24 protein-coding genes and 1 other RNA gene are annotated in these 24341 nt (G+C 62.4%); 12 read left to right on the forward strand and 13 right to left on the reverse strand.

What is annotated here, in order from left to right; all coding sequences use genetic code 11:
* Window positions 1–3: 3 nt before the first annotated feature.
* Window positions 4–618: a LysE family translocator gene (locus BS630_RS19825; RefSeq protein ID WP_077978750.1), complete on the reverse strand. Its 615-nt coding sequence runs from the start codon at window positions 616–618 to the stop codon at window positions 4–6.
* Between the two features lie 144 nt (window positions 619–762).
* Between BS630_RS19825 and pdxR the strand changes: the two genes are divergently transcribed.
* Window positions 763–2271: a MocR-like pyridoxine biosynthesis transcription factor PdxR gene (gene pdxR, locus BS630_RS19830; RefSeq protein ID WP_077978751.1), complete on the forward strand. Its 1509-nt coding sequence runs from the start codon at window positions 763–765 to the stop codon at window positions 2269–2271.
* Here pdxR and miaA read toward each other — a convergent pair.
* Entirely contained in the window at window positions 2268–3164 is an 897-nt protein-coding gene (miaA, locus tag BS630_RS19835; RefSeq protein ID WP_077978752.1) for a tRNA (adenosine(37)-N6)-dimethylallyltransferase MiaA, read from the reverse strand. The two genes, pdxR and miaA, sit on opposite strands and share 4 nt — an antisense overlap.
* Here miaA and serB point away from each other — a divergent pair.
* From serB to BS630_RS19850, 3 genes are read left to right on the forward strand one after another with little or no spacing between them, the layout of a single operon-like run.
* Window positions 3163–4053: a phosphoserine phosphatase SerB gene (gene serB, locus BS630_RS19840; protein WP_077978753.1), complete on the forward strand. Its 891-nt coding sequence runs from the start codon at window positions 3163–3165 to the stop codon at window positions 4051–4053. The genes miaA and serB overlap by 2 nt on opposite strands.
* Window positions 4054–4073: 20 nt before the next feature.
* Entirely contained in the window at window positions 4074–4394 is a 321-nt protein-coding gene (locus tag BS630_RS19845; protein WP_245310420.1) for a BrnT family toxin, read from the forward strand.
* Window positions 4372–4659 carry a BrnA antitoxin family protein gene (locus BS630_RS19850; RefSeq protein ID WP_077978754.1) on the forward strand — a complete coding sequence of 96 codons (288 nt, stop codon included), beginning with the start codon at window positions 4372–4374 and terminating at the stop codon, window positions 4657–4659. The genes BS630_RS19845 and BS630_RS19850 overlap by 23 nt, the downstream gene beginning before the upstream one ends.
* Window positions 4660–4671: 12 nt before the next feature.
* On the opposite strand, the gene BS630_RS19855 is transcribed toward BS630_RS19850, so the two are convergent.
* From BS630_RS19855 to BS630_RS19875, 5 genes are all read right to left on the reverse strand, one after another.
* The gene (locus tag BS630_RS19855) at window positions 4672–6402 is read right to left on the reverse strand and encodes a Do family serine endopeptidase (protein ID WP_077978755.1); all 1731 of its coding nucleotides are present in this window, start codon (window positions 6400–6402) and stop codon (window positions 4672–4674) included.
* Between the two features lie 201 nt (window positions 6403–6603).
* Window positions 6604–7566 (reverse strand): protease modulator HflC, encoded by a 963-nt coding sequence (hflC, locus tag BS630_RS19860; protein WP_077978756.1) that lies wholly within the window; start codon window positions 7564–7566, stop codon window positions 6604–6606.
* Window positions 7567–7569: 3 nt separating this feature from the next.
* A complete protein-coding gene (gene hflK / locus BS630_RS19865; RefSeq protein WP_027668568.1) occupies window positions 7570–8652 on the reverse strand; it encodes an FtsH protease activity modulator HflK in 1083 nt (360 codons plus the stop codon).
* Window positions 8653–8800: 148 nt separating this feature from the next.
* Complete coding sequence (locus BS630_RS19870) at window positions 8801–9319, reverse strand: dihydrofolate reductase (RefSeq protein ID WP_072637847.1); 519 nt, start codon at window positions 9317–9319, stop codon at window positions 8801–8803.
* A 13-nt stretch (window positions 9320–9332) separates the two neighbouring features.
* Window positions 9333–10127, reverse strand: a complete 795-nt coding sequence (locus BS630_RS19875; protein WP_077979242.1) for a thymidylate synthase — start codon at window positions 10125–10127, stop codon at window positions 9333–9335.
* A 111-nt stretch (window positions 10128–10238) separates the two neighbouring features.
* On the opposite strand from BS630_RS19875, the gene ssrA reads away from it, so the two are divergent.
* From ssrA to BS630_RS19895, 5 genes are all read left to right on the forward strand, one after another.
* Window positions 10239–10601, forward strand: a transfer-messenger RNA (tmRNA) gene (gene ssrA / locus BS630_RS19880).
* Window positions 10602–10729: 128 nt separating this feature from the next.
* Complete coding sequence (locus BS630_RS19885) at window positions 10730–11245, forward strand: SspB family protein (protein WP_003541317.1); 516 nt, start codon at window positions 10730–10732, stop codon at window positions 11243–11245.
* Between the two features lie 49 nt (window positions 11246–11294).
* Entirely contained in the window at window positions 11295–11489 is a 195-nt protein-coding gene (locus tag BS630_RS19890) for a DUF4169 family protein (protein ID WP_077978757.1), read from the forward strand.
* Window positions 11473–11646 (forward strand): hypothetical protein, encoded by a 174-nt coding sequence (locus BS630_RS37070; RefSeq protein WP_158081421.1) that lies wholly within the window; start codon window positions 11473–11475, stop codon window positions 11644–11646. The genes BS630_RS19890 and BS630_RS37070 overlap by 17 nt, the downstream gene beginning before the upstream one ends.
* Window positions 11643–11867 (forward strand): ribbon-helix-helix domain-containing protein, encoded by a 225-nt coding sequence (locus tag BS630_RS19895; RefSeq protein WP_077978758.1) that lies wholly within the window; start codon window positions 11643–11645, stop codon window positions 11865–11867. Before BS630_RS37070 ends, BS630_RS19895 begins: the two co-directional genes overlap by 4 nt.
* A 92-nt stretch (window positions 11868–11959) precedes the next feature.
* On the opposite strand, the gene BS630_RS19900 is transcribed toward BS630_RS19895, so the two are convergent.
* The 3 genes from BS630_RS19900 to BS630_RS19910 form a co-directional block, all read right to left on the reverse strand.
* Window positions 11960–15682 carry an AsmA family protein gene (locus BS630_RS19900; protein ID WP_077978759.1) on the reverse strand — a complete coding sequence of 1241 codons (3723 nt, stop codon included), beginning with the start codon at window positions 15680–15682 and terminating at the stop codon, window positions 11960–11962.
* Between the two features lie 203 nt (window positions 15683–15885).
* The gene (locus BS630_RS19905) at window positions 15886–17298 is read right to left on the reverse strand and encodes an FAD-binding oxidoreductase (RefSeq protein WP_077978760.1); all 1413 of its coding nucleotides are present in this window, start codon (window positions 17296–17298) and stop codon (window positions 15886–15888) included.
* A 162-nt stretch (window positions 17299–17460) separates the two neighbouring features.
* Window positions 17461–18495 (reverse strand): aldo/keto reductase, encoded by a 1035-nt coding sequence (locus BS630_RS19910; RefSeq protein ID WP_077978761.1) that lies wholly within the window; start codon window positions 18493–18495, stop codon window positions 17461–17463.
* Between the two features lie 92 nt (window positions 18496–18587).
* Here BS630_RS19910 and BS630_RS19915 point away from each other — a divergent pair, with 92 nt between their 5' ends.
* Window positions 18588–19490, forward strand: a complete 903-nt coding sequence (locus tag BS630_RS19915) for a LysR family transcriptional regulator (RefSeq protein ID WP_077978762.1) — start codon at window positions 18588–18590, stop codon at window positions 19488–19490.
* Between the two features lie 326 nt (window positions 19491–19816).
* On the forward strand, window positions 19817–20911 hold the full coding sequence (locus BS630_RS19920) for an AbrB family transcriptional regulator (protein WP_077978763.1): 1095 nt from the start codon (window positions 19817–19819) through the stop codon (window positions 20909–20911).
* Here BS630_RS19920 and BS630_RS19925 read toward each other — a convergent pair.
* Window positions 20871–21782 (reverse strand): AraC family transcriptional regulator, encoded by a 912-nt coding sequence (locus tag BS630_RS19925; protein WP_077978764.1) that lies wholly within the window; start codon window positions 21780–21782, stop codon window positions 20871–20873. The genes BS630_RS19920 and BS630_RS19925 overlap by 41 nt on opposite strands.
* A gap of 45 nt (window positions 21783–21827) precedes the next feature.
* On the opposite strand from BS630_RS19925, the gene BS630_RS19930 reads away from it, so the two are divergent.
* Entirely contained in the window at window positions 21828–22235 is a 408-nt protein-coding gene (locus BS630_RS19930) for a DUF2000 family protein (protein WP_003560946.1), read from the forward strand.
* Between the two features lie 51 nt (window positions 22236–22286).
* Here BS630_RS19930 and BS630_RS19935 read toward each other — a convergent pair whose 3' ends face one another.
* Complete coding sequence (locus BS630_RS19935; RefSeq protein WP_003541337.1) at window positions 22287–22952, reverse strand: YiaD family glycine zipper/OmpA-like lipoprotein; 666 nt, start codon at window positions 22950–22952, stop codon at window positions 22287–22289.
* Between the two features lie 325 nt (window positions 22953–23277).
* Window positions 23278–24276, reverse strand: coding sequence for a flagellin N-terminal helical domain-containing protein (locus tag BS630_RS19940; protein ID WP_077978765.1), 999 nt, complete (start codon window positions 24274–24276; stop codon window positions 23278–23280).
* Window positions 24277–24341 lie beyond the last annotated feature (65 nt).

The following is a 24341-nucleotide window of genomic DNA, read 5'->3' on the forward strand; positions in this document are numbered from 1 at the left end:
CGGTCAATGTGAGAACAGAAGGCGCGATCCGGCGCCCGCGAAGAAGACGGCAAGACTGCCCTCGATCCACCGCCGCGCACGGGCGTAGCCGCGCACCATCGGTGCCGTGGAGAAGAGCACGGCATAGCCGGCAAAAATCGAGATCCCCAAGAGCACGCAGCCGCCGAAGGCGGTGACGGCCATCTCCGGCGAAGCGCCCGGCTTGAGGCCGAGCGACATGATCGCCACCCAGGCCAGAACCGCCTTCGGATTGCCGAGATGCATCAGAACGCCGCGACGATAGAGCGCGCCGCGTTGCGCGGCAGGCCGCACGGCCTCGCTTGCCGGCCTATCCGGGGCGGCGGCCGAGCGGGCCGCTCTCCAGGCGAGCCAGAGAAGGTACAATCCGCCTGCGATCTTAAGGAACAGCAGGGCATGGGCATAGCGGACGAGGAGTGTCGAGATGCCGGTGACCGCGATCAGCCCCCAGCATGTCGACATCGTTATAACACCAGCGGCAAGGGCGAGCGCCGGTCGACGCCCTTGCCGCATCGCCACATTCATGATGGCCATATTGCTTGGTCCGGGACTGCCTGCAGCGATTGCGTAGGCAATGTAGACGACGAGAAGATCCTGCATTTACGTTTTTTTCCGAAGTTTGCGCCCGCACGCCCCACGAAGACGAAGAATGCTCCGTCGGGAACCGCCAATAAGCTTCCTTTTCTTCCAAAATTGGTTCATAATAAAGTGCCATTTTGAAGAATTTGTATAGACCATTTTGCGATGTCCAAACGGCGCAGCACCATCGAAATACCATCGCTCGAGGCGATCGATCGAACGGCCAATGTCGGTCGCCAGCTTGCGCAGGCCCTGCGGAACGCAATCGCCCGCAGTGAGCTGAGGTCGGGAGAACGCCTTCCTTCGACGCGTAGCCTTGCGGCTTCGCTGAAAATCGCGCGCGGCACTGTCGTAGAGGTGTTCGATCAGTTGACCGCAGAAGGCTATCTCGAAGCGCGGGTCGGAGCCGGAACCCGCGTTGCCGCTGATCTGATGGACGCGACGCCGGCCCGCCCGCCCACTCCGGCAGTGCCGTCTACTGCGGATGCTGTCGATCTGCCGTCCCAGGCGGCCCGGCTGATTTCCATCGCCCGTGCGCTCACCCCTCACCCGCCCGTTCCCTTCGCCATCGCCGTCCCGGCCTGCGGTATTGCGCCGGACGACAACTGGCGCCGTCTCGGCAACCGTGTGCGCGCGTCGCGACAGGCCGCCCCCTCGGGTTACCACGATCCTATGGGTTTGCTCGAACTCAGGTTTGCCATTGCCGATCACGTCCGCCGCGCGCGGGCCGTTCATTGTGAGCCGGAACAGGTCATCATCACGTCGGGCACCCAGCAAGGCCTCTATATGGCAGGCCGGGTGCTTCTCTCGCGTGACGATGCGGTATGGGCCGAGGATCCAGCCTATCCCGGGCTGACGGCGGTGCTCGATGATCTCGGCGTCCAGACGCACCGCCTGCCGGTCGATGCACAGGGAATGAACGTGGAACGCGGCCTTGAGCTATGCCCGCAGGCGCGCGCCGCATTCGTGACCCCGTCGCACCAATATCCGATTGGAATGCCGCTCAGCATGGCTCGGCGCAATTCCTTGATCACCTGGGCCGACCAAAATCGCGCCTGGATCGTTGAAGACGACTACGACAGCGAGCTGCGTTATGCCGGACACCCCTTTCCCTCGATGCAAGGGTTGCGTCCCTCACGCGTCATCTATCTCGGCACCTTCAGCAAGGTGCTCTTTCCCTCCCTGCGCCTCGGCTACGTCATCGCCCCTTCGCCACTCGCGGAAGCCTTTGCCGGCGCCCGTGCCATTCTCGACCGGCATTCGCCGACTGCCGAACAGCACGTTCTGGCGGCCTATATGCGGGAAGGCTATTTCGAAGCGCACATCCGACGCATCCGCGGCCTCTATGCCGAGCGCCGCGCTGTTCTGCTTTCGGCGCTCGATCGGGCCTTGCCTGAGGGCTGCCGCGTCCAGCAGAGCGACCAGGGCATGCATATTCTTCTATGGCTGCCCGAGGAGGTCGACGACGTGCAACTCGCAGCCCGCGCCCTCTCGGCCGGCCTCGCCGTGCGGGCGATCTCCCCGATGTATGCCACGCGGCCGGCGCGCCCCGGCCTGATGCTGGGCTTCGGCGGATTTCTGCCGGACCAGCTGCAGGCGGCGGTCGGCGAACTCGTCAAACTGCTGAGCCAGCAGATGTCTCAAGCGGGAGGCCCGCAACAAGCTGAAGGCTAAACCGTCAGCCGTTCCCAGCTGTCGTCCATCTGGTTGCGGAACCATGTCATTTGCCGCTTGGCATATTGCCGCGTCGCCGCAGCACCCTTCTCCAGCACCTCGTCGCGCGTCATCTCGCCCCTGACCATCGCCGCAATCTGCGACACGCCGATTGCCTTCATCACAGGCGCCTCGGCCGGCAGGTCGAGCGCAAGCAGCGCCCTCACCTCGTCTTCCGCACCTTGCTGCAGCATTTTTTCGAAACGCCCGTTGATGCGCTGATGCAGCACCGCCCTATCCGGCAGCACGACGATCTTACGGGCCTCATCGGCGTCGATCACCACCGGCCCCGACCGGCCCTGGAAATCGACGATCGACCGTCCCGTCGCCTTGATCACTTCCAGCGCCCGGACGATCCGCTGCCCGTCCTGGCGGTTGAGGCTTGCCGCCATGGCGGGATCGGCCTCGGCGAGTTCGGCATATAGCCCGTCCGGCCCCTCCTCCACCAGCCGCGCCCTGAGTTTCTCCCGCAGCGCCTCCGGTACCTCCGGCATATCGGAGAGCCCGCCGGTCAGCGCCTTGAAATAAAGTCCCGTGCCGCCGACGAAGACCGGCAACCGCCCTGCGGCCCTGAGCGTCGGCAGCAGTGCTGTGACATCGCGCAGCCAGGCGCCGGTGGAATAGGCCGCATCCGCCGGCACGTGGCCGTAGAGATGATGCGGCACGCCCTGCATTTCCTCTTCCGACGGGCGCGCGGTCAGCACCCGCAGCGTGTCGTAGACCTGCATGCTGTCGGCGTTGACGACCGCGCCGTCATGGCGTCTGGCCAATTCGACGGCGAGCGCGGACTTGCCGCTGGCGGTCGGCCCGGTTATCAGGATCGCGTTCACTGTGCTCAGAAGGTTTTCCATCATGGCCCTCGTTGCCACGCTTGTTACCAATCCGTCAAATCCCGTGCTGACCCCCGAGATCGCCGAGCAGGCGGCCGAGGCCGTGAACGCTTCCGGTCTCTACTGGCTAGCCGATGGCATTGCCTGCGACATCGCGCTGCGCGACGGCACCGATGCGCAAGCGGCAGAGGCCAATATCCTTGCCGTCATATCAAGCGCGCCCATCGACCTCGTTATCCAGAAGCAGGAGACCCGCCGCAAGAAGCTGCTGATCGCCGACATGGATTCGACGATGATCGGCCAGGAATGCATCGATGAACTCGCCGCCGAAGTCGGCCTGAAGGAGAAGGTCGCGACCATTACCGCCCGCGCCATGAATGGCGAGATCGCTTTCGAGCCTGCCCTGCGTGAGCGTGTCGCCCTGCTGAAGGGGCTGCCGATATCGGTCGTCGACGAGGTCATCGCCAAGCGCATCACGCTCACCCCGGGCGGCCTGGAACTGATCGCCACCATGAAGTCGAAAGGCCATTACACCGCGCTTGTCTCCGGCGGCTTCACCGTCTTCACCAGCCGCATCGCCGCCACCCTCGGCTTCGACGAGAACCGTGCCAACACGCTGCTCGAAGACGGCGGCATTCTCTCCGGCTTCGTCGCCGAACCGATCCTCGGAAAACAGGCGAAGGTCGATGCGCTGAACGAAATTGCGGCAAGCCTCGGCATTTCGCCGGAAGAAGCGATCGCCGTCGGCGACGGCGCCAACGATCTCGGCATGCTGCAGCTAGCCGGCTCCGGCGTTGCCCTCCACGCCAAGCCCACCGTCGCTGCTCAAGCGCAGATTCAAATCAACCACGGCGACCTGACCGCCCTGCTTTATATCCAAGGTTACCGCAAGACGGATTTCGCTTCACGATAGCCTCTTGAAATTTTACAAATTTGTACGTACAATTTTGTCGGATAAGACTGCCGCGGTTTCAATGGAACGACGAGAAGAACCGGACCAACAAGGCCAAGCATGGCGTATCCTTCGAGACAGCGTGTCTGATCTGGAATGATCCGCAGTGTCTTCTCATTCCGGACGCGGTCTATGACGGCGAACAAAGATGGCTGGCGATCGGCGTCGTGGGTTTGGTGACTGTACTGGTCGCCGTCCATATCATCCTCGGTGCCGAGGATGAAGAGACCGTCCGAGTGATCAGCGCTCGAAAGGCGACATCTCACGAGAGAAGACGATATGAGCAATCGACCCTTAACTGACGCGCAGCTCGCCGAACTTCGGGCACTGGAGAAGCTTCCCGAAGAGGATATCGACACTGGCGACATTCCTGAGATCACCGATGAACAGTGGCGCCTAGCTCGCAAGGGCAATTTGTACCGGCCGCTGAAGCAATCAGTGACTATCCGCCTGGATGCCGATATCCTAGACTGGTTCAAGAGCCATGCGGGCGGCCGCGGCTACCAGACGGACATCAATGCCGCGTTGCGCACCCACGTCGCTAGGTATCAAAAGAGGAGCGGCTGACCGCTCCTTCGTTTACTCCATCGGCACCGCCACGAACCGCAGATCGCCATTCGCCCCTGCGATCATCAGCTGGGCATTGCGGCGGCCTTCCTGTTTCAGCGCCTGCACCTTGGCGGCGACCGCATCCGGCGACTTCATGAACTCCTGCGCCACCTCGACGATGACGTCGCCGGGCTTCAGCCCCTTTTCAGCCGAGGCGGAGCCGGGCGTCACTTCCGTCACGACGACACCATCGACGCTCTCGGCGATGCCGAAAGCCTTGCGCGTCTCAGCGCTCAACAGCGACAGCGACAGCCCGAGCACGTTCTTCGGCGTGGCCGCATCCGGCGACACCTGGCCCTTATGCTGGTCGGGTGTATTAGGTACAGGCTTGGCCTGATCGTCGGAATCCGGTTGGTCCATGTCATTGTTCTCGCCGGGATCCGGAATGATCACGCCGCCGTCCTGCGAGCCATCGGGTGCTGCATCGTCGGATGCAGCCGCCTGGTCGCTGTCTTCGAGCCGGCCGAGCTTCACCTTGACGGTCTGCTCCTTGCCGTCGCGCAGCACCACCACGTCGACTTCCTTGCCGACAGTGCTTTCCGCCACGACGCGCGGCAGGTCGCGCATTTCGCTGACGGTCTTGCCGTCAAATTTCAAAATGACGTCGCCCGCCTTGATCGAGCCGTCGTCGACGGGGCCGCCCTTGATGACGCCGGCGACCAGCGCGCCCTTTGCAGTGTCGAGCCCGAGGCTGTCGGCGATATCGTCGGTCACCGGCTGGATGCGCACGCCGAGCCAGCCGCGCCGCGTCTCGCCATATTCGCGCAACTGGTCGACGACGCCGGAAGCAAGCTCCGACGGCACCGAGAAGCCGATACCGATCGAGCCGCCGCTCGGCGAAATGATCGCCGTGTTGATGCCGATCACTTCGCCCTTCATATTGAAGAGCGGGCCGCCGGAATTGCCCTTGTTGATTGCCGCATCCGTCTGGATGAAGTTGTCGTAAGGACCGGCATTGATGTTGCGGCCACGCCCGGAAATGATGCCCACCGTCACCGAACCGCCGAAGCCGAACGGATTGCCGATCGCCATTACCCAATCACCGATGCGCATCGTGCTGGAATCGCCGAATTTCACGGATTTCAGCTGCGTCTTCGGCTCGACCTTCAGCACCGAAAGATCGGTCTTCGTATCGGTGCCGATCAGCTTCGCCTTGAGCTTCGAACCATTGGCGAAATTGATCTCGATATCGTCGGCGCCCTCGATCACGTGGTTGTTGGTGACGATATAACCGGTCGGATCGATGACGAAGCCGGAGCCAAGCGAGCTGACATTATGGTTGCCGCCCTTGTTGCCCTGCTGCTTGTTGAAGAAGTCGTTGAAGAACTCCTGGAAAGGCGAGCCGTCGGGGGCGCGCGGCGCCGGACCCGCGCCCTCATCGTCCTTCACCTTCTGCGAGGTCGAGATGTTGACCACGGCGTCGAGCAGGCCTTCGGCAAGATCGGCGACGGAAGCCGGACCGGTGTTGGGCACGGCGGCCTGGATCGGAGCGGTCTGCTGCGGTGCGACGGCTGCGGGAGGCGTAGGAGCGGGAGCAGCCGTTTCCGGATTAGCTGGAGCGGGTGCAACAACCCCGGGTGCGGTCGTCTCAGGCGCGGTTTGCGCATAGGCCATCCCGCTCACGCCGGCTTGCGCCAGGATTGCGGCGCTGGCCATAAGCGCTAGCGTTCGTCTGAAGGGCGAGCGAATCGTGGGGGCCATCAAGCTTCCTCATAAGGGTGCATGCGCACATTGAGCATCAGCATAAGGCGGAATGATGGAGGGTGAAATCACCTTTTCGCGAAATCCCCGTGCAATGTGAGGTGGCCTCGCAAAAGCCGGATCGTCTCAATCATTCCACGAAAAAAGGGCCGGCGCTCGGGCCGGCCCTTCCGAAATTGTCGGTGGTCGTTTCGCTGGCTGTCAGTTCGCCGGGACCGGTGCTGCGGGAGCAGTTGCGCCCGGAACTGCCGGAACCGGCGCGGCCGGATTTGTCGGCTGCAGGGTGCCGGCGGCATTGTCGAAATAGCGGAAGAATTCCGAATTCGGCGACAGCACCAGCGTCGTGTCTTGCGAGGAGAGAGAGGAGGAATAGGCCGCCATCGAGCGATAGAACTCGAAGAAGGCTGGATCCTTGCTGAAGACTTCGGCAAAGACGCGGTTTCGTTCCGCATCGCCCTGGCCTCGAAGGATTTCCGCATCGCGCTGGGCGCCCGCGGTGAACTCGACAACCTGACGGTCGGCGATGGCGCGCCGCCGCTGGCCTTCCTCATTACCCTCGGCACGGATGCGCTCGGCCTCGGCAAGGCGTTCCGAACGCATGGCGTTATAGGTGTTGGGCGCAACCTCCGGCGAAAGGTCGGTGCGGCGGATGCGAACGTCGTCTATATGCAGGCCGAGATTTTCGGCATCCGTGCGCAGGTCGTCGCGAATCTCCAGCATCATCGCGACACGCTCTTCCGAGAGAGCGGCATTGTAGTCACGCAGACCGTAGACACGACGAAGCGATGAATCGAGCTGCGCTCTCAACCGCGCTTCCGCGGCTTCGCGATCGCCCGAGACCGTTTCGCGGAAGCGGCGAACATCCGAGATGTTATAGATCACGAAGGCATCGACGTCGAAGGTCTGACCATCCTGGACCTGAACGCGAATATTGTCGAGATCGAGCCTCAGCGCCTGCTTTTCGACCAGCTGAACGCGGTCGGCATCCATGAAGCCGAAGGGCAGCTTGAAATAAATGCCAGGCTCGGTCTTGACCGACTGGATCTGGCCGAAACGGACGACGATGGCCTGCTCGCGTGCATTCACCACGAAGATGGACGAATAAAGCCCGACCAGCACGATGGCGAGGATGATGAGAATGATGGGAAGTCTGTTCGATGTCATGACTCAACCTCCCTGCTGCGCGGGCTTGCCGAGCTCATTGAGCGGCAGATAGGGCAGGACGCCCTGCTTCTCGTCGATAATGACCTTCCGGGAATTCTTCAGCACCTGCTCCATCGTTTCGAGATACAACCGCTTGCGGGTCACGTCGGGCGCCTTCGAATATTCGTCGTTGATCGCCGTGAATCGCTGCGCTTCACCTTCCGCCTCCTTCACGACGCGGTCTTTGTAAGCGGCTGCATCTTCACGGATTCTGGCCGCATCGCCTCGCGCCTGGCCGAGCTTCTGGTTCGTGTAGCGATTGGCCTCTTCGATCGTGCTGTCGCGGTCACGGCCGGCACGCTGCACTTCTTCGAAAGCATCGGCGACTTCCCGCGGCGGCGCCACGTTTTGGATCGTCACGCCGGTCACGGTCACGCCCGCGCCATAGCGGTTCATCGTGTCCTGCAGGATATTGAGCACGTCCACTTCGATCGGCTGACGATTGCTGCGGAAAGCGTCCTGCGCCGGACGTCGGCCGACGATCTCACGCATGGCACTGTCGGATACCTGCTGCAGCGTCTCCGCCGGATTTTCGACGTTGAAGAGATAGGCCTTGGGATCGCTGACGGTATAGAAGACCGCGAACTGCACGTTGATGACGCTTTTGTCGCTAGACAGCATCAGGCCGTTCGAAGACGATGCCGAAGTCGCCCCGATGTTCAGCTGCTGTACGGTCACCTTGACCGTCTCCACTGTTTCCATCGGCCAAAAGTGGAAATGCAGGCCCGGCATGGAAATCTCGTCCTTCGGCGTGCCGAACCGCAGCTCGACGCCGCGTTCGTCCGGCTGCACGACATAAATGCACTGGATCAGCCAGAAGACCGCGACGATCGCCGCGACGATCACTGCCACGCCGCCGTTGAAGCCGCCGGGTATGATGTTGCGCAGCTGGTCCTGGCCGCGCCGGATAATATCTTCTAGATCAGGCGGTCCGCCCTTGCCGCCGCCACCGCGCGGCCGGTTCGGCCCCTGTCCCCATGGTCCCTGATTATTACCGCCGCCGCCGCCCCAAGGGCCGCCGCCGCCATTCTGATTGCTCCAGGGCATCAAAACCTCGTTGTTCGTTAAGTCTCCACGCATCCGAAACCGTGGGGGCTGGCCGGCGGACGCGTTGGTGACCGTTATAGGTATCAGCGCATCGGCTTTCAACGCAGCGTGAGAAACTTGGTCAATTTAATTGGAAAATAGTTCATTTTCAGGCGTAACGGCGTTCGTAGACGATGAAACGTGTGGGATAACTGTCCTTTTCGCCAGCCGGCACCGCGATCACCTCCCCCGCCTGCCAGATGTCGGGATCGATCGCGGGAAACGACGCGTCTCCGTCGAGATCGGCCTCGACATGCGTGATGCACATCCGGTCGGCAAGACCGATCGCCTGCGCGTAGACCTGCCCGCCGCCGATAATGCAGATCTCGTCGACGCCAGTTTCGAGCGCCAGCCTGTCGGCCACCGTCATCGCCTCGGACAGCGAATGGGCCATGGAGACATCGGGATGGTCTATCGCCGCTTGCCGCGAAATGACGACGTTCGGCCGTCCCGGCAGTGGCTTGCCGATCGAATCGTAAGTCTTGCGGCCCATCACGACAGGCTTTCCCAATGTCAGCGCCTTGAAGCGCTTCAGATCGCTCGAAAGCCGCCACGGCATATCGCCGTCGCGGCCGATAATGCCGTTGCGGGCAACCGCGGCGATAATGGTCCTGCGAATGTCGGCCATGAAATATCCCGGATCAGACGGCGATCGGCGCCTTGATGCTGGCATCGGCCTCGTAGCCGATCAGCTCGAAATCGTCGAAGGTGAAGCCGAAAATGTCCTTCACATCAGGCTTGATGCGCATGAAAGGCAGCGGCTTCGGCCGACGCGCCAGCTGCAGCTTCGCCTGGTCGAAATGGTTGTGATAGAGATGGGCGTCGCCGAGCGTGTGGACGAAATCGCCGGGCTTCAGCCCGGTCACCTGAGCCACCATCATCGTCAGCAGCGCATAGGAGGCGATGTTGAACGGCACGCCGAGGAAGATATCGGCCGAGCGCTGGTAGAGCTGGCAGGAAAGCTTGCCGTCAGCCACATAGAACTGGAACAGGCAATGGCACGGCGGCAGCGCCATTTCGTCCACCTCGGCCGGATTCCAGGCCGAGACGATGTGGCGGCGCGAAATCGGATTGTTGACGATGCCTTTGACGAGATTGGCGATCTGGTCGATATGGCCGCCGTCGGGCGCTGGCCAAGAGCGCCATTGGGCGCCGTAGACCGGCCCGAGATCGCCGTTTTCATCGGCCCATTCGTCCCAGATCGAAACGCCGTTCTCCTTGAGATAGCGGATGTTCGTCTCGCCCTTCAGGAACCAGAGAAGCTCGTGGATGATCGAGCGCAGATGCAGCTTCTTCGTGGTAAGGACGGGGAAGCCTTCTTCGAGGTCGAAACGCATCTGGTAACCAAAGACCGAGCGCGTGCCGGTGCCGGTGCGGTCGCCCCGGTCGGAGCCCTTTTCCATCACATGATTCAAGAGATCGAGATATTGCTTCATGTCGCGCTGATTCCGTTTCGGCCAATTTAAGCCTTCGGAACCGGGAAACCAATCACCGGCGGGCATTTTCCCAATGTTTCTGATGGGTCGCATAACGCTTTTATGACGTTTGCCCTTTCCTTGGGCTGAGGAAACCACTATATCAGCCTTGCCGGCTTTCGGGTCGGCTATGGCGATAAATGAGCGGTGTAATAAACCTATTGGACCCGGGGGCGGTACCCGGCGCCTCCACCAAAAACCGGCGGCCTTAAAGGCCGGCTTTTGATGGGGGCGAAACAGGATCGACAAGGGTGTAAAGATCGTCTTTTTGCTCGGCATTGTACCGCCGTTATCGGGCTAAAATTGTAGTTGCAAACGACAACTATGCGGAAGCTCGTCTCGCTGCTTAATCGCGGTGTGACACTTCAATCAAAGTCCTAGTGGTTCGCACCTCTAGGCGGGGTCCGAAGGCACCTGGCAACAGAAGCCTTCACCTTCTCCCTGCCGCCGAAATCATGTATGCTGCTTAAAAACGTGACTCGGCTCCGGTCTTTCCCAAGGCGCCCGGACGTGGCATATAACCTTGTGAAAAGACTTCCGAACCGACGAAAGACAGGAAAAGCATGGGGCAGGATCATATCCGCTACGACATTCTGGCACAGGATGCACTTCGCGGCGTCATCCGCAAGGTTTTGGCGGAAGTCGCAGCGACGGGCCGTCTGCCCGGTGATCATCACTTCTTCATCACCTTCCTCACGGGCGCCACCGGCGTGCGTATCTCCCAGCACCTGAAGTCGAAATACCCCGAGCAGATGACCATCGTCATCCAGCACCAGTTCTGGGACATGAAGATCACCGAGACGCATTTCGAGATCGGTCTTTCCTTCTCGGACGTTCCGGAAAAGCTGGTCATTCCATTCAATGCGATCCGCGGCTTCTACGATCCCTCCGTCAACTTCGAGCTTGAATTCGACGTACCGCTCGCCGATGGCGAGGAATTGCCGTCCGGCGAAATCACCGCCTATCCGGTGGATGCGGCCGGAAAGCCCGATGACGCCGCAGGCGCAAAACCCGCCGACGGCGAGGAGAAGAAACCGGGCTCCGTCGTCTCGCTCGACTCCTTCCGCAAGAAGCAGTGATTTGAAGGGAGGCCAAGCCTCCCTTTTTCGTGAGGGTCCAGGCAACCGCATGAGCGCCGAAATCGTCAATCTGCGCCAGTTCCGCAAGAAGCAGGCTCGCTCCGAAAAGGAGAAGCAGGCCGAACAGAACCGCGTCACCTTCGGCCGCACCAAGGCCGAGAAACAGCTGACCCGCAGCCTGAACGACAAGGCCGACAAAGCCCATCGCGACGGCCGGATCGAGAAAGATGACGACGGCGCGTGACGGTTTCACGCAACGCGTGAAAGCCGGAATGGATGCGATCAGCCACTTGCGCACTTTCCTTGAAGCGATCTGCCAACCCACCCTTAATTTGATGGAGAGTCTTGAGCGCGTCGTCTCGGACGCGCTGTGCTCTATCCGGGATGTGAAGGCTCCATGATTCGCAAGCATTCGGCGACATTGCACGGCCATCGCACCAGTTTCTCGCTGGAGGACGAGTTCTGGGCCGAGCTGAAGACGATTGCCGGAGCCCGTTCGATACCGCTCGCCGCCCTGATCTCCGAAATCGACGACCACCGCCCGCCGGACAGCAACCTGTCCTCGGCGCTGCGCTTGCATGTGCTTTCCTGGCTGAAGGCCGCCGCCAGCCACAAGGCTTGATGTACGCCGCTCAAAATCGCGTAGCGATTTGGGATGACATCAATGAAAACAAAAGCCTGAAGCGTCTTGCATGAATCAAATTCTATGCGCTTTCACTGCGCCTGAACGCCCGGCAACTGGTCGAAATTGAGCGGACCGGGCTGCACTTGCCCGCTGCGCCGTGCTGCTTCCGCCTCGGCCGCCGCCCTCGCCTGCGCATCCGCATCCGCATCCGCCTTCGCTTTGGCTTCCGCCGCGCGTGCGGCCTCCGCCTCGGCAGCAGCCTTCTCAGCGGCGGCTTTCTGCGCCAGCGCGCGCAGCCGCTCTTCCTCTGCCTGCCGTTGCCGCTCGATCTCGGCCGCCTTGATGCGCTCGGCGTCGTTGAACCGGTAAAGCGCCACCTCGCGGCGCAGCCGCTGTTTTTCGAGCACGACTGCCTGCAGCCGCTCGACACGCCGGCGCTCGCGTTCGAAGGCGCGCAGCGACAGATAGCTGGTGATATCGGTCACATCCATCGTCTTGCCGGGCGACGGCAGCATGCCGGAAAAATTCAGCCGAAGCGCCGGCTCGGCGCCGGAAAGCGCTTCCGTGCCAGGATTGAACCCGACACCTAGTGTCGCGCTGATCCGCTCTTCCGGCAGCGCGATCTGCGCATCGGCAGTGATGCGGGCGAGATCGTTGGCGACGGTGACATTCTGCACCCTCAGCGTCCCGTCGGCGATATTGAAGGGGATGCCGAGTGGTGGCAGCTTCGCCTCACCGTTGCTGAGCAGCGTCTCGATGATCGGATGCACCTTGCCGGCATTGATCTGCTCCTGCATCGTATCGGTCGCGGCAAGCAGCGGCGGCAAGATGGCAAGGTTCAACCCGCGTATGCTGGTATCGCCGAGCCTCAGTTCGCCCGAACCATTGAGCGAGCTGGCGATCTCGCCGATCGTCTTGCCCGAGGCCTCCATCGACAGCGACAATCCGAACTTCCCGTTGGCGATCGGCGCGCCGTCGCGCAGCCAGACGACGCCGGAAAGATCGGAATCGGCAAGCGCAAGCTTCGTCTGCAGGAAACCTGTGCCGCTGGCATTGGTGAACAGCAGATTGCCGGAGAGCTTTCCGCCATCCCAGTTCCCGGCCATGTCGTTGAGCTGCAGCTCGTCGCCCTTGTAGGTGACATTGCTGGTGAAGTCCGACACCGCCGTTTCCGGCAGGCCGGGCCAGAACTGCTTGGCCGCCAGCTTCACGTTGACGTCGAGATCCTTGAAGATGGGCAGCCCCAGCGGCGCCGTGGTCAGCTGACCGTTGGCGGGATCGACGATCTGGCCGAACACCGCCTCGCCGAGCCAGCCGGCATCGGCCTTGGAGAGTGTCAGCCCGCCGCTCGCGGTCGTCTTCGCAGCCTTCCGGTCGAAGGTCAGTGCACCCGAAAATTCGTTGTCGGCCGCATGCCCCTTGATATCCGAAAAGACGATCTTGTCGCCGTCGACGGCGGCATTGACCTGCAGGCCGAACGGCAGCCCGGTTCCGGTCTGCGGCAGGGCGATGCCGTTCATGATGAGATAGGGGTCGATATCGGCGCTGTCGAGCGAAAGCGCGATCTGGCCGTTCATGAAGGTCTCCGGCCGGACGTCGACCTTGCCGTTGGCCATGAACGAGGTCCGGTCGGTCGCAAAGGTCAGCGCCGCGTCGGCGGGATCGCTGCCCGATGCCTTCACCTTCAGCGTCAGGCGGCCGTTGGGCCCGACATCGACCGGCAGCGGGTCGAGCCCGGCCTGGCCGAACAGGACTGATGGCACGGCATTTTCGAGCGTCGCCTCAAGGCTCGTCGTGCCGTTGCCGGTCAGCGCCAAGAGGTCGGACATGCGGTAATCGAGATTGACGCGGCTGCCGTTCGCCACACCGGCAAGCGTCACCGTTAACGCGTCGCCCTCGTCGCCGCCGAGCGTCAGCGCGCCGCGCAATGCCGTATTGCCGTACCAGCCGGCGTTGCGCACCAGACGGTCGAGCACCGGGTGATGCGGCAGGTGCTCGCGCAACATGGTGAAGAAGCCGCCGGGATCGGCCGATTTGAAGGTGATTTCGCCCGCACCCTTGTAATCGAGCAGCGAGCCTTCCGCCCCGCCCGTTGCCGTCAGTTCGGCGCCGGCGATATTCTTGATCGACAGCCGGTCGACGGCAAGCGCGCCATCGGCGATCGTAAAGGTGGTCTCGACATTCTCGGCACTGACGCCAAAGGCGGTAAACTTGTCGGCCTTGAGCTGGGCGGCGATCTTGTGGTCGAGCACGTTGTCGCCGGAATCCTGGCCGGTCATCAGCCCGCTCAGCGCCTGCAGCGCGTCGAGATCGAGCGTATCGCCGTTCAGCGCCACCGACAGCGTCGGCGTCTGGCCGGAGATCGCCTGGCGCTCCAGCCGACCCTTCAGCGTCGCCGGTCCCATGGCAATCTCGAGATTTTCAAAACGCTGCAGTTCATGCGTCAGGCTGACATTGGCGGAAAAGCCCGCCTGCCGCAATTGCCGGAGGGCCGGATCGACCGAGCCGGCAAGCCAGGAGGCAAGCCCCGTCGGCTGGCTGGAGGCCACCACGATCTGGCCGTTGAACGAAGGTTCGCCCTGAAGCAGGAGCTTACCCTTGCCCTCCACCTGCGTGCGCCCCGGCAGCGTGCCGGTGGCGCTGTCGATCATCCAGCCGGTGCCGGCCGGTTCGAGCTCCAGCTGCACGTCGCGCAGCGTCGTATCGCCGGCGACGATCGCCGGCAGCTTGACGCTCGCCTTGCCCGGCACCTGCGGGATCGGCACCTGCGCGACGATATCGATCAGCGAATTCAGCCGCTGGCGCGCCGAAACAGCTGGATCCCGCGTCGTCTTGCCGGCTGACCCCTGATTGCCGATGCGGTTGACGTCGATCTGCTGCCCGACGGCGGTCAGCAGGAATTCCGGCGCATTGCCAGTATCGAGCGTCGCCTCGCCGGTTATGACATAGGGATCGTCCGTAGGGCCGATCTCCATCCGGTATTCGGGAATGCGGATGCGTTCATTGGTGAGCTCGAAGCGGCCCTTGACGCGCGGCGGCTGCTCTTTCTTGTTGGCGGGCTTGGCGCTGTTGCGGATTTCGATCGCAGCCGAAAGCTGGCCCTGATAGTTCGGCTTGCTGTCGACGAGCTTCAGTTCGCCATCGAGATCGACGCTGACAGGGTGTTTGTCCGGCGAAAGCCTCGTGCGCATGCGCAGCACGCCCTTCTCGTCCGGCTGACTGCTCGAGATCGAGAAGCCGCCGTGCTCGCCGTCCAGCGCTGCGTCGCCCTCGATGCGCCACGGACCAGCCAGCGACTTTGCCGACATTTCCGCGTTGAGGCCGGTGATGCGACGCGAGCGACCCGACTGATCGTCGATGAACTCGACCTCGCCGCCGCTGACATGCACGTTTTCGAGAACGACCGTCCTTGCCGGTATTTCCGCGCGGCTGCCGCGCATCCAGTCGAGCGTGCCGTCCTTGAGCAATCTCAAGCGCACCTTCGGATTGACGACGCGCATGTCGAAGATCAGCGCTTCACCCGACAGGAAAGGTGCAAGCTCCGCATCCATGGAGAACTGCTCGACCTTGACGATCGGCGTGCCGTCCGCTTCCTGGCCGACGCGCACGTCATGCAGCGTCACCGACGGGAACGGCAGCAGGCGTGCATCCACCGTGCCGTAGACGGTGACCTTCTTGCCGATGATGCGGCTTGCCTGATCCTCGAAATTCTTGCGGAAATCCGTCCAGTCGATGAACAGCGGCGCAAGCAGCGCCACAAACAGCACTACGACGATCACTCCCCCCAGAAAGACGAGGAACCGGCCTACCAATGCAAAGCGTCTCCATTCGGGATTCTGTTGCCGACACCAGAGCATGATGCCGCAAAGTGTGAGCGGTTTTCGGACGACATCATGCTCTAACTCTTTATTTGAGAACAGGATTCAGATTTCAGGGCGAGCCGGCCCCAACATCATCTTGTTCTAGCGCTATTCATGCAGGGGGCAAGGCCCAACTTCATGAGAATGTTCCGTTTTCAGCCATGGTGGAAAATCTTGCCGGGATTGAAGATATCGTCCGGATCGAGCGCCTGTTTCACCTGTCGCATCAGATCCACCGCGCCGCCGAGCTCCTGTTCCAGAAACGCCATCTTGCCTTGCCCGATCCCGTGTTCACCGGTGCAAGTCCCGTCCATTTCGAGCGCCCGCTGGTTGAGTCGCTGCACGAAGCTCTCGGCCACGGCGACGCCTTCGGTGCTCTTGTCATCAAACAACAGCAGCACATGGAAGTTCCCGTCGCCGGCATGGCCGACGATCGGCCCCAGCAGCCCATGCTCCTCGATATCCGCCTGCGTTTCGGAAACACAATCGGCAAGCTTCGATATCGGAACACAAACATCGGTCGAAAGTGCGGCAAGCCCGGGCGCCAGCGCCCTTGCAGCCCAATAGGCGTCGTGGCGCGCTTTCCAGAGCTTCGTCCGCTCCTCGGCATTGGCGGTCCATAGGAATTCGCCGCCGCCGCATTCCGCCGCGATCTCGGCAAAGGCTGCCGATTGCAGCGGCACCGTCTCGTCGGTGCCGTGGAATTCGAGGAACAGCGTCGGGCTTTCGGCATAGGAAAGCTTGGAATAGGCGTTGCAGGCCCGCATCTGTACCGTGTCGAGCAACTCGATACGCGCCACCGGAATGCCCATCTGGATCGTCATGATGACGGCATCGCAGGCGGCCTTGATGCTCGGAAAGGCACAGGCCCCTCCGGCAATCTTCTGGGGGATCGCCTGCAGGCGCAGCGTCACCGAGGTCAGAATGCCAAGCGTGCCCTCGGCGCCGACGAAGAGCCGCGTCAGATCGTAGCCCGCCGAGGACTTGCGGGCGCGCCGGGCCGTGCGGATCTCCTCGCCATTGGCAGTGACGGCGGTGACGGCAAGCACATTGTCCTTCATCGTTCCATAGCGCACGGCATTGGTGCCGGAGGCCCGCGTCGAGGCCATGCCGCCGATCGAGGCGTTGGCGCCGGGATCGATCGGGAAGAACAGGCCGGTATCGCGCAGGTGGATGTTCAGCGCCTCGCGTGTCACACCCGGTTCTACGGTGCAGTCGAGATCTTCGGGATTGACCTCGATCACCCGGTTCATGCGGCTGAAATCGATCGAAATACCGCCATTGGCGGCATTGACCTGCCCCTCCAGCGAGGTGCCGACGCCGAAACCGATTACCGGCACCTTGTGGGTCGCACAGGCATTGACCGCCGCCTTCACATCCTCAGCGCTCTCGGCGAAAAGCACCCCGTCGGGCAGTTGCGGCGGAATATAGGTGGTCGTATGGGCATGCTGTTCGCGGAAGGACTGGCCGGTCTGGAAACGCTCGCCAAAGCTCTGCTTGAGAATGCCGAGCACCGCGGCAATCCCCGCCTCGTTGCGTGTGCCCGCCTTCGCGTCCTTCAGCGCCATGCCTTTGATCTCCCTGCCATTCCGCAGAAACCATATCGTGTCCTGCAGGTCAGGCTGGGTATGCGGCAAGTCAAAGCGGCTGTCCAGTTAAGATTGGCAGAAGATTTCATTCCCCTTTTGTTATAGGGCGGTTGCTATAGCCAAGTCCGCCGCCCTCGCACCTCAGACAATCGGCGGATTGAGCCGTGCAAAACCCTCCTGCCGCCGATAGGGAAAATAGGGATAGGGCGCCGTCACGGTGCTGACCGCGTCGAGTCTTTCAATCTGCTCCCTCGACAGGCTCCAGCCGACCGCGCCGAGGTTCTGCCTGAGCTGCTCCTCGTTGCGGGCTCCGATGATGACGCTCGATACCGTCGGCCGGTTAAGCAGCCAGTTGATGGCGATCTGCGGCACCGTCCGACCGGTCTCACCTGCGATGGCGTCCAGGACCTCGACGATGTCGAACAGCTTCTCGTCGTCGACGGGCGGGCCGTATTGCGCCGTCTCGTGCAGCCGGCTTGCCTTGGGCAGCGGCTGACCGCGGCGGATCTTGCCGGTCAGCCGTCCCCAGGCAAGCGGGCTCCAGACGAGAGCTCCCACACCCTGTTCGGCGCCGAGCGGCATCAGCTCCCATTCGTAATCGCGCCCTGCCAGCGAATAATAGACCTGATGGGCGACATAACGCGGATAACCGTGGCGCTCGGCGGCGGCGAGCGACTTCATCAGTTCCCAGCCGGCAAAATTGGAAACGCCGACATAGCGGATCTTGCCTGCTGCAACGAGCCCATCGAGCGTCGACAGCACCTCCTCGACCGGCGTCGAGGCATCGAAAGCATGAAGCTGCAGGAGGTCGATATAGTCGGTCCCGAGCCGGCGCAGCGCATCCTCGGTCGCGCGGATCAGCCGCGCCCGCGACGTTCCCCAGTCCTGCGGCCCCTCGCCCATCGGCAGCGCCGTCTTCGTCGAGATCAGCACAGCGTCGCGCCGGCCACGGATCGCCTGGCCGAGCACCTCCTCGGACGCGCCGGCCGAATAGACGTCGGCCGTGTCGAAGAGATTGACGCCGGCTTCGAGGCAGATGTCGACGAGCCGCCGCGCTTCCTCGGCATCGGTATTGCCCCAGGCGCCGAACAGTGGGCCGCTGCCGCCGAATGTGCCGGCGCCGAAGCTCAAAACCGGTACTCTGAGTCCGGAAGCGCCGAGATTTCTGTAGTCCATGGATCTGTCTCCTGTATTTCCTATGAGATAGACCTTGGTCGCCCGATGATATAGATTGCCTACAAGCAAATCATCTGTGACTTGAATTCATCATGAGCCGTCAAGACATCAATCGCTCCGGCGAAATGGAAGTCTTCGTCAGCGTCGTCGAGCGCGGTGGCTTTTCCGCGGCCGCCGCGGCCCGGCGCATGACGCCGTCGGCTGTCAGCAAACTCGTCGCTCGGCTGGAGACGCGCCTCGGCGCCCGCCTCGTCAACCGCTCCACCCGCAGGCTGCAATTGACGCCGGAAGGCTGTGCCTTCTATGAGCGCTGCGTCGCCATCCTTGCCGATATCGCCGAGGCTGAACGTCAGGCCTCGACAGGTGAACAGGCCTCAGGCCGCATCCGCATCAACACCAGCGGCTCTTTCGGCAACCATGTGCTGGCGCCGCTCGTACCGGCCTTCATGGCGCTTCATCCGGCCGTGACGCTGGATATTTCTCATACCGACAGGATAGTCGACCTGATGGAGGAGCGCGCCGATGTCGCAATCCGCGCCGGCCCCTTGAAGAATTCCAGCCTGATCGCCCGCAAGGTCGGCGCCACCGGCAAGATCATCGTCGCATCGCCGGATTATCTCTCGCGTCATGGCAAACCACGCACGATCGCCGATCTCCGCCGCCATTGCCGCATCGGCTTTTCTTACGCCCGCGCCATCGAGGGCTGGCCTCTGCGCGAGGACGGCGAAACGGTGATGATCCCGATCACCCCGGGCCTGCAGGTGGAAGACGGCGAAGCCATGCGCCACCTCGCTTTGTCAGGCGCCGGCCTTGCCCGGCTCGCCGCCTTCACCTTGCGCGCCGATATCGATGCCGGCCGCCTGGTGCCGGTACTCGAAGAGGCCAATCCCGGCGATCTCGAGGAGTTCTACGCCGTCTACATGGGCCAGGGCGGCCCGCTGCCGGCGCGCGTACGCGCACTGCTCGACTTTCTCGTCGGCCATGTACGTTTCTGAGACACCCAGCCCGAAACCGTTCAGCGCTTTTGGAATGATGACATGCATAAAAACAACGACTTGAAGTCGTCGCATGATTCAGTTTCGCATTCCAGGGCCCCCAGAAGCCAGATTTCGCAATTGACCCCCCGCCTCGCGCCCGCCTATACCGGACCCGCGCCAGCCGGCCCTTGTAGCCGGCCTCTCTTCGTCATGCCGGAGCCTCTTCCCATCTTCAGCCCTTAAGGGTTCGCGCCGGTCATGCTCTAACTATTTAATTAGAGCAGGATTCAGATTTTGGCCGCCCCGGCCTAAAATCATCCTGTTCTAGGAAAGATACGGAGATCATGTCATTCAGCGACGCGAGCCGCCTGCTGCGGGATGCCGGCCTGCCGAAATGGGCGCTGCTGCTGGCACTTTCGACCACTCTCGTCGTCTTCCTCGAACTCTTCGCGCTGCCGGCCTCGCTGCTGATCGGACCGATGGTCGCGGCAATCGCACTGGCGTTGACCGTCGGCAAGGGAAAGCTTCGCGTGCCCTTCTGGCCGCTGCAGTTCGGCCAGGTCCTGGTCGGCCTGATGATGGCGCGCACCATCACCCCTGACATTCTCGGCACCATGGCGAAGGACGCACCGCTCTTTCTGCTGTTCATCTTCTCGGTCATCGCCATCGCCACCGGCCTCGGCTGGCTTTTGACGCGCTGGCAGGTGCTGCCGGGGACGACTGCGGTCTGGGGTTCCTCGCCGGGCGGCGCCTCCGCCATGGTCATCATGTCGGAAGCCTATGGCGCCGATGCCCGTCTCGTCGCCTTCATGCAGTATCTGCGCGTCGTCTTCGTCGCCGTCGGCGCCTCTGTGGTCTCGCGCCTGTGGGTGGCAGCCGACGGCGCCGAGCCGCCGCCGCCCGTCCTCTTTCCCGAGATCGACTGGCCGGCCTTTGCAGCGACGATGGCTTTTGCTGCCTTTTGTGCCTATGGCGTCCGGCGCCTGCGCCTCCAGGGGGGCACGATCATCGTGCCGCTCTTTCTCGGCGCCTTGCTGCAGGGCATGGGCCTCCTGAAAATTGAGTTACCGATGTGGCTGCTCGCCATCGCCTATGCACTGGTCGGCTGGAGCATCGGCCTGCGTTTCACCCGCTCGATCCTCAAGCACGTGGCGCGCGCCCTGCCGAGGGTATCGGCCTGCATCGTGCTGCTGATGGCGCTCTGCGGCTGCATGGCGGTGGCGCTTCACGTCTTGGCCGGCATCGATCCGCTGACCGCCTATCTGGCTACCAGCCCCGGCGGCGCCGATTCCGTCGCCATCATCGCCGCCTCCAGCGATGTCGACGTGCCCTTCGTGATGGCGATGCAGACTGGCCGTTTCCTGGTGATCCTGATGATCGGCCCGATGCTCGCCCGCTTCATCGCACGCCGTTCCGGCCTTGCGGAAAACCCCGTCTAGTGCCCTGCTTGGGGTTGTGCGCGAGTGCTGCCCATTGGCCGGGCGTCATGCCATAGGCCTTCTTGAAATGGCGGTTGAGATGGCTCTGGTCGGCAAAGCCGGTCGCCGCCGCCACCTCGGAAATCCCCTCGCCCGCACCGATCATCGCCCGCGCCCGCTGCAGCCGACGCATCAGGAGGTAGCGATGCGGGCTGGTGGCGAAGGCTGCCCGGAAATGCCGCGACAGCGCAAAACGGTCGAGACCCGTCACCGCCTCAAGCTCGCCGGAATTCACTGCACGGGTCGCATGCGCCTCGAGATAATCCCGTGCCGCCCTCGCTTGCCGCCAGGCGACGAGGCCCAGCGGCCGCGGCGGCAGGCGCGCATGCCGTGTCAGCCCGCCCGCCACCTGCGATACGAAATCGTCGACGAAAAGCGCGTCCAGTTCGCGGTCGAGTTCGCCGAGAGCCGCCAGCAGCACGCCCGCCAGCGCCGGATCGGCGATCACGGGTTCCTCGACAAAAGGCAGGCCGACGCCATCCGCCTTCAGGTATTCAAGAAGCAGCGACGGCTCCAGGTAGAGCATACGGTACTGCAACCCATCCTCCGTCCCCGCCCCGCCGTCATGCTCCTCATCGGGGTGCAGCACGATCACCTGTCCCGGCAGGCTGAAGCGCCGCTCGCCGCGATAGCGGAAGGTCTGAACTCCCTTCAGAGTCACGCCGAGTGCATAGGTGTCGTGCCGGTGCGGCTCGAAAGCATTGCCTGAGAACTGCGCCTCGATGCGCTCGATGCCGGGAAAGGCTGGCGCAGCCAGGATGGCGTTGCCGGATGGTCCCGCGCACAAACGTTCAAGACCTTCGAAGACCTTCGGATGTAAGTCCTGGTTCAACGCGCCCGATACTCCATAACCCGTAGATAGGTGAAAGACCGTCCGATGTTTGATACCAAAATTGCCGTCGTCCTGCGAAACAATCTTGCCGGCTGGCAGAAGCTGAACGTCACCGCCTTCCTGATGACGGGCATCGCCGGCCGGCATCCCGAGATCATCGGTGAAGCCTACAGGGACCGCGCCGGCAATCTCTACAATCCCTTATCGATCCAGCCGATCATCGTGCTCTCCGCCGACGAGGCTACCATATCAGCCGTTCACCGCCGCGCGCTGGAGCGCGATATCACCAGCTCGCTGTTTATCGAGGAGATGTTTGCGACCGGCCACGACGCGGCCAACCGCGCCGTCTTCGCAGAATTTGCGCCCGAAGACGCCAAGGTGGTCGGCATCGCCCTGCGCGCCGAAAAGAAGATCGTCGACAAGATCACCAAGGGCGCGACGATGCAGCACTGACGAAAAAGGCCGGGCGTCACCTGGCCTTTCCGCAAACGGTATGAGCCAGAATCAGCCCTGCGTGATCGGCGCGATCTGGATCTCGACGCGGCGGTTCTGCGCGCGGCCGGCCTCGCTCGCATTGGAAGCAACGGGTTGCGACGGACCGAAGCCGACGGCGGAGACGCGGCGCTGGTCGATGCCCTGGCCGCCGAGATAATCGGCGACCGAAAGTGCGCGGCGCTGCGACAGGTCCTGATTGTGCTGCAGGCTGCCGGTTGAATCCGTATGGCCGTTGACGTCGATCAGCGTGCGGTTGAACTTGCGCAACACGATCGCCACCGAATTCAGCGTCGGATAGAAGCCCGGCTTCACCGCGTCCTGATCGACGTCGAAGGTGATGTTCGACGGCATGTTGAGGATGATGTTGTCGCCGTTGCGGGTCACCGAAATGCCGGTGCCTTCGAGCTGGGCGCGAAGCTCGGATTCCTGCTGATCCATGTAATTGCCGATCGCGCCGCCGGCGAGAGCGCCGACGCCCGCGCCGATCAACGCCGCATTGCGCTTGCCGTGGCCGCCGCCGCCGACAGCCACGCCGACGAGAGCACCGCCCAGCGCGCCAAGCGCCGCGCCGCCGGCCGTATTGGAAACCTTCTGTTCACCGGTATAGGGATCGGTCGTCGTGCAGGCGCTGAGATAGCTAGCGGCAATAGCGAGAAGTATGAATTTTTTGATCATGGACAGGACGGTCTCCGTTCGACTAATGCGAGCAAATGGCAAGGATTGCGGCAAGAAAATGAAGATGTTCTCCTGATAGGGCAAATTCGGACGTCGAAACACAGCCATGTTGCGGGAATGCGCTGATATCACCAGTTTTAGCGGATGACCGCTCCTGCGCCTCCATAGGCATAAGGCGTGCCTGCCATTGCGGCCTTCAGCCCGATGGTGGCGTTCATTACGATTGCCGTCATCGACTGACGTCTCCATAGCGCGTGTTGGAGCGCCCACTTCTCCTCCCTTATTCCTGTGCTCGTCCAGGAATGAGAAGAGTGGAGTCGCCCTCTTAGAAATTCTGGAACAACTGCCGCATCGTGTCATAAGTCGCGTTGGCGATGTTCAGCGACTGCAGGCCGAGCTGCTGCTGCGTTTGTAAAGCCCGCAGCCTGCTCGACTCCTCCTCCATGTCGGCATCGACAAGCCGGCCGATGCCGGCGGTGATGTTGTCGTGCAGTTTCGTGGCGAAGTCGTTCTGCAGGTTGATGCGCTTTTCCAGCGCGCCGAAGGCCGAACCGACCGTCGTCAGCTGCGTCAGCGCGGCATCGACGACGCTGATCATCTGGCCGATCTGGCCCTGCGTCGTGCTTGATGTTACCGAGATCGCCACCTGCCCGGTGGTGGTGCCGTTCTTGCTCGTCATCAGCACGTAATTTTGCGCAGCACCGAGTTCGGTGGCGAAATAGGCCGATGTCAGCACCCCGTATTCGCCGGAACCGGTGGCGCGGTCGTCGATCAGGTAGCGCGCGTCCTTGGAGGTCGTCGCCCCGACGGGCGTGTTGTCGATATGGTAGCTCAGCATGCCGATCGAGATCGTGCCGTCGGCGTTGCGGATGAACGAGGCCGGGATCTGGCGCGGCTGCGTCGGCGTCGCATCGTTGGTGAGGACCACCCAGTTGTCGCTGTTGAAGGTCGCCGATTCCGAAACGCTGCGCAATTGCTCCTGCAGCTGCTTGATCTCTTCGTTGATCTTGTTCTTGTCGATGCCGTCTTCGGTCGCGGCAACCAGCTTCGCCTTGATTTCGGAGACGACGTCGATGACGCTCTGAACGCCGGTATAGGCCGTTCCCATCGTCGCTGCGGCCATGCCGAGCGCATCCTGGATGGCCGAAACGGCTTTATTGTCGGTCCGCGCGGTGGTGGCGATCGACCAGTAGACGGCGTTGTCGCTGGCTTTTGCGACACGCATACCCGTCGTGATGTGGTTTTGCGTGACCGTCATATTCCGATTGATATCGCGCAGCACATAAAGCGCCGCATCCACGGAGACGCGCTGATAAATACTCACGGGACTAAACTCCAAAACACAACAGACGCAAACTGAACTAAAAATGAACCGTGCCGCACGGACAT

The organism is Rhizobium laguerreae (genome assembly GCF_002008165.1).
Classification (GTDB): Bacteria; Pseudomonadota; Alphaproteobacteria; order Rhizobiales; family Rhizobiaceae; genus Rhizobium; species Rhizobium laguerreae.

Excerpts from the sequence above, each read along its gene's own strand:
- BS630_RS19825 (WP_077978750.1), bottom strand. The coding sequence starts at position 618 with ATGCAGGATCTTCTCGTCGTCTACATTGCCTACGCAATCGCTGCAGGC.
- pdxR (WP_077978751.1), top strand. The coding sequence starts at position 763 with ATGTCCAAACGGCGCAGCACCATCGAAATACCATCGCTCGAGGCGATC.
- serB (WP_077978753.1), top strand. The coding sequence starts at position 3,163 with ATGGCCCTCGTTGCCACGCTTGTTACCAATCCGTCAAATCCCGTGCTG.
- miaA (WP_077978752.1), bottom strand. The coding sequence starts at position 3,164 with ATGATGGAAAACCTTCTGAGCACAGTGAACGCGATCCTGATAACCGGG.
- BS630_RS19850 (WP_077978754.1), top strand. The coding sequence starts at position 4,372 with ATGAGCAATCGACCCTTAACTGACGCGCAGCTCGCCGAACTTCGGGCA.
- BS630_RS19855 (WP_077978755.1), bottom strand. The coding sequence starts at position 6,402 with ATGGCCCCCACGATTCGCTCGCCCTTCAGACGAACGCTAGCGCTTATG.
- hflC (WP_077978756.1), bottom strand. The coding sequence starts at position 7,566 with ATGACATCGAACAGACTTCCCATCATTCTCATCATCCTCGCCATCGTG.
- hflK (WP_027668568.1), bottom strand. The coding sequence starts at position 8,652 with ATGCCCTGGAGCAATCAGAATGGCGGCGGCGGCCCTTGGGGCGGCGGC.
- BS630_RS19870 (WP_072637847.1), bottom strand. The coding sequence starts at position 9,319 with ATGGCCGACATTCGCAGGACCATTATCGCCGCGGTTGCCCGCAACGGC.
- BS630_RS19875 (WP_077979242.1), bottom strand. The coding sequence starts at position 10,127 with ATGAAGCAATATCTCGATCTCTTGAATCATGTGATGGAAAAGGGCTCC.
- BS630_RS19885 (WP_003541317.1), top strand. The coding sequence starts at position 10,730 with ATGGGGCAGGATCATATCCGCTACGACATTCTGGCACAGGATGCACTT.
- BS630_RS19890 (WP_077978757.1), top strand. The coding sequence starts at position 11,295 with ATGAGCGCCGAAATCGTCAATCTGCGCCAGTTCCGCAAGAAGCAGGCT.
- BS630_RS37070 (WP_158081421.1), top strand. The coding sequence starts at position 11,473 with ATGACGACGGCGCGTGACGGTTTCACGCAACGCGTGAAAGCCGGAATG.
- BS630_RS19895 (WP_077978758.1), top strand. The coding sequence starts at position 11,643 with ATGATTCGCAAGCATTCGGCGACATTGCACGGCCATCGCACCAGTTTC.
- BS630_RS19905 (WP_077978760.1), bottom strand. The coding sequence starts at position 17,298 with ATGGCGCTGAAGGACGCGAAGGCGGGCACACGCAACGAGGCGGGGATT.
- BS630_RS19910 (WP_077978761.1), bottom strand. The coding sequence starts at position 18,495 with ATGGACTACAGAAATCTCGGCGCTTCCGGACTCAGAGTACCGGTTTTG.
- BS630_RS19915 (WP_077978762.1), top strand. The coding sequence starts at position 18,588 with ATGAGCCGTCAAGACATCAATCGCTCCGGCGAAATGGAAGTCTTCGTC.
- BS630_RS19920 (WP_077978763.1), top strand. The coding sequence starts at position 19,817 with ATGTCATTCAGCGACGCGAGCCGCCTGCTGCGGGATGCCGGCCTGCCG.
- BS630_RS19930 (WP_003560946.1), top strand. The coding sequence starts at position 21,828 with ATGTTTGATACCAAAATTGCCGTCGTCCTGCGAAACAATCTTGCCGGC.
- BS630_RS19935 (WP_003541337.1), bottom strand. The coding sequence starts at position 22,952 with ATGATCAAAAAATTCATACTTCTCGCTATTGCCGCTAGCTATCTCAGC.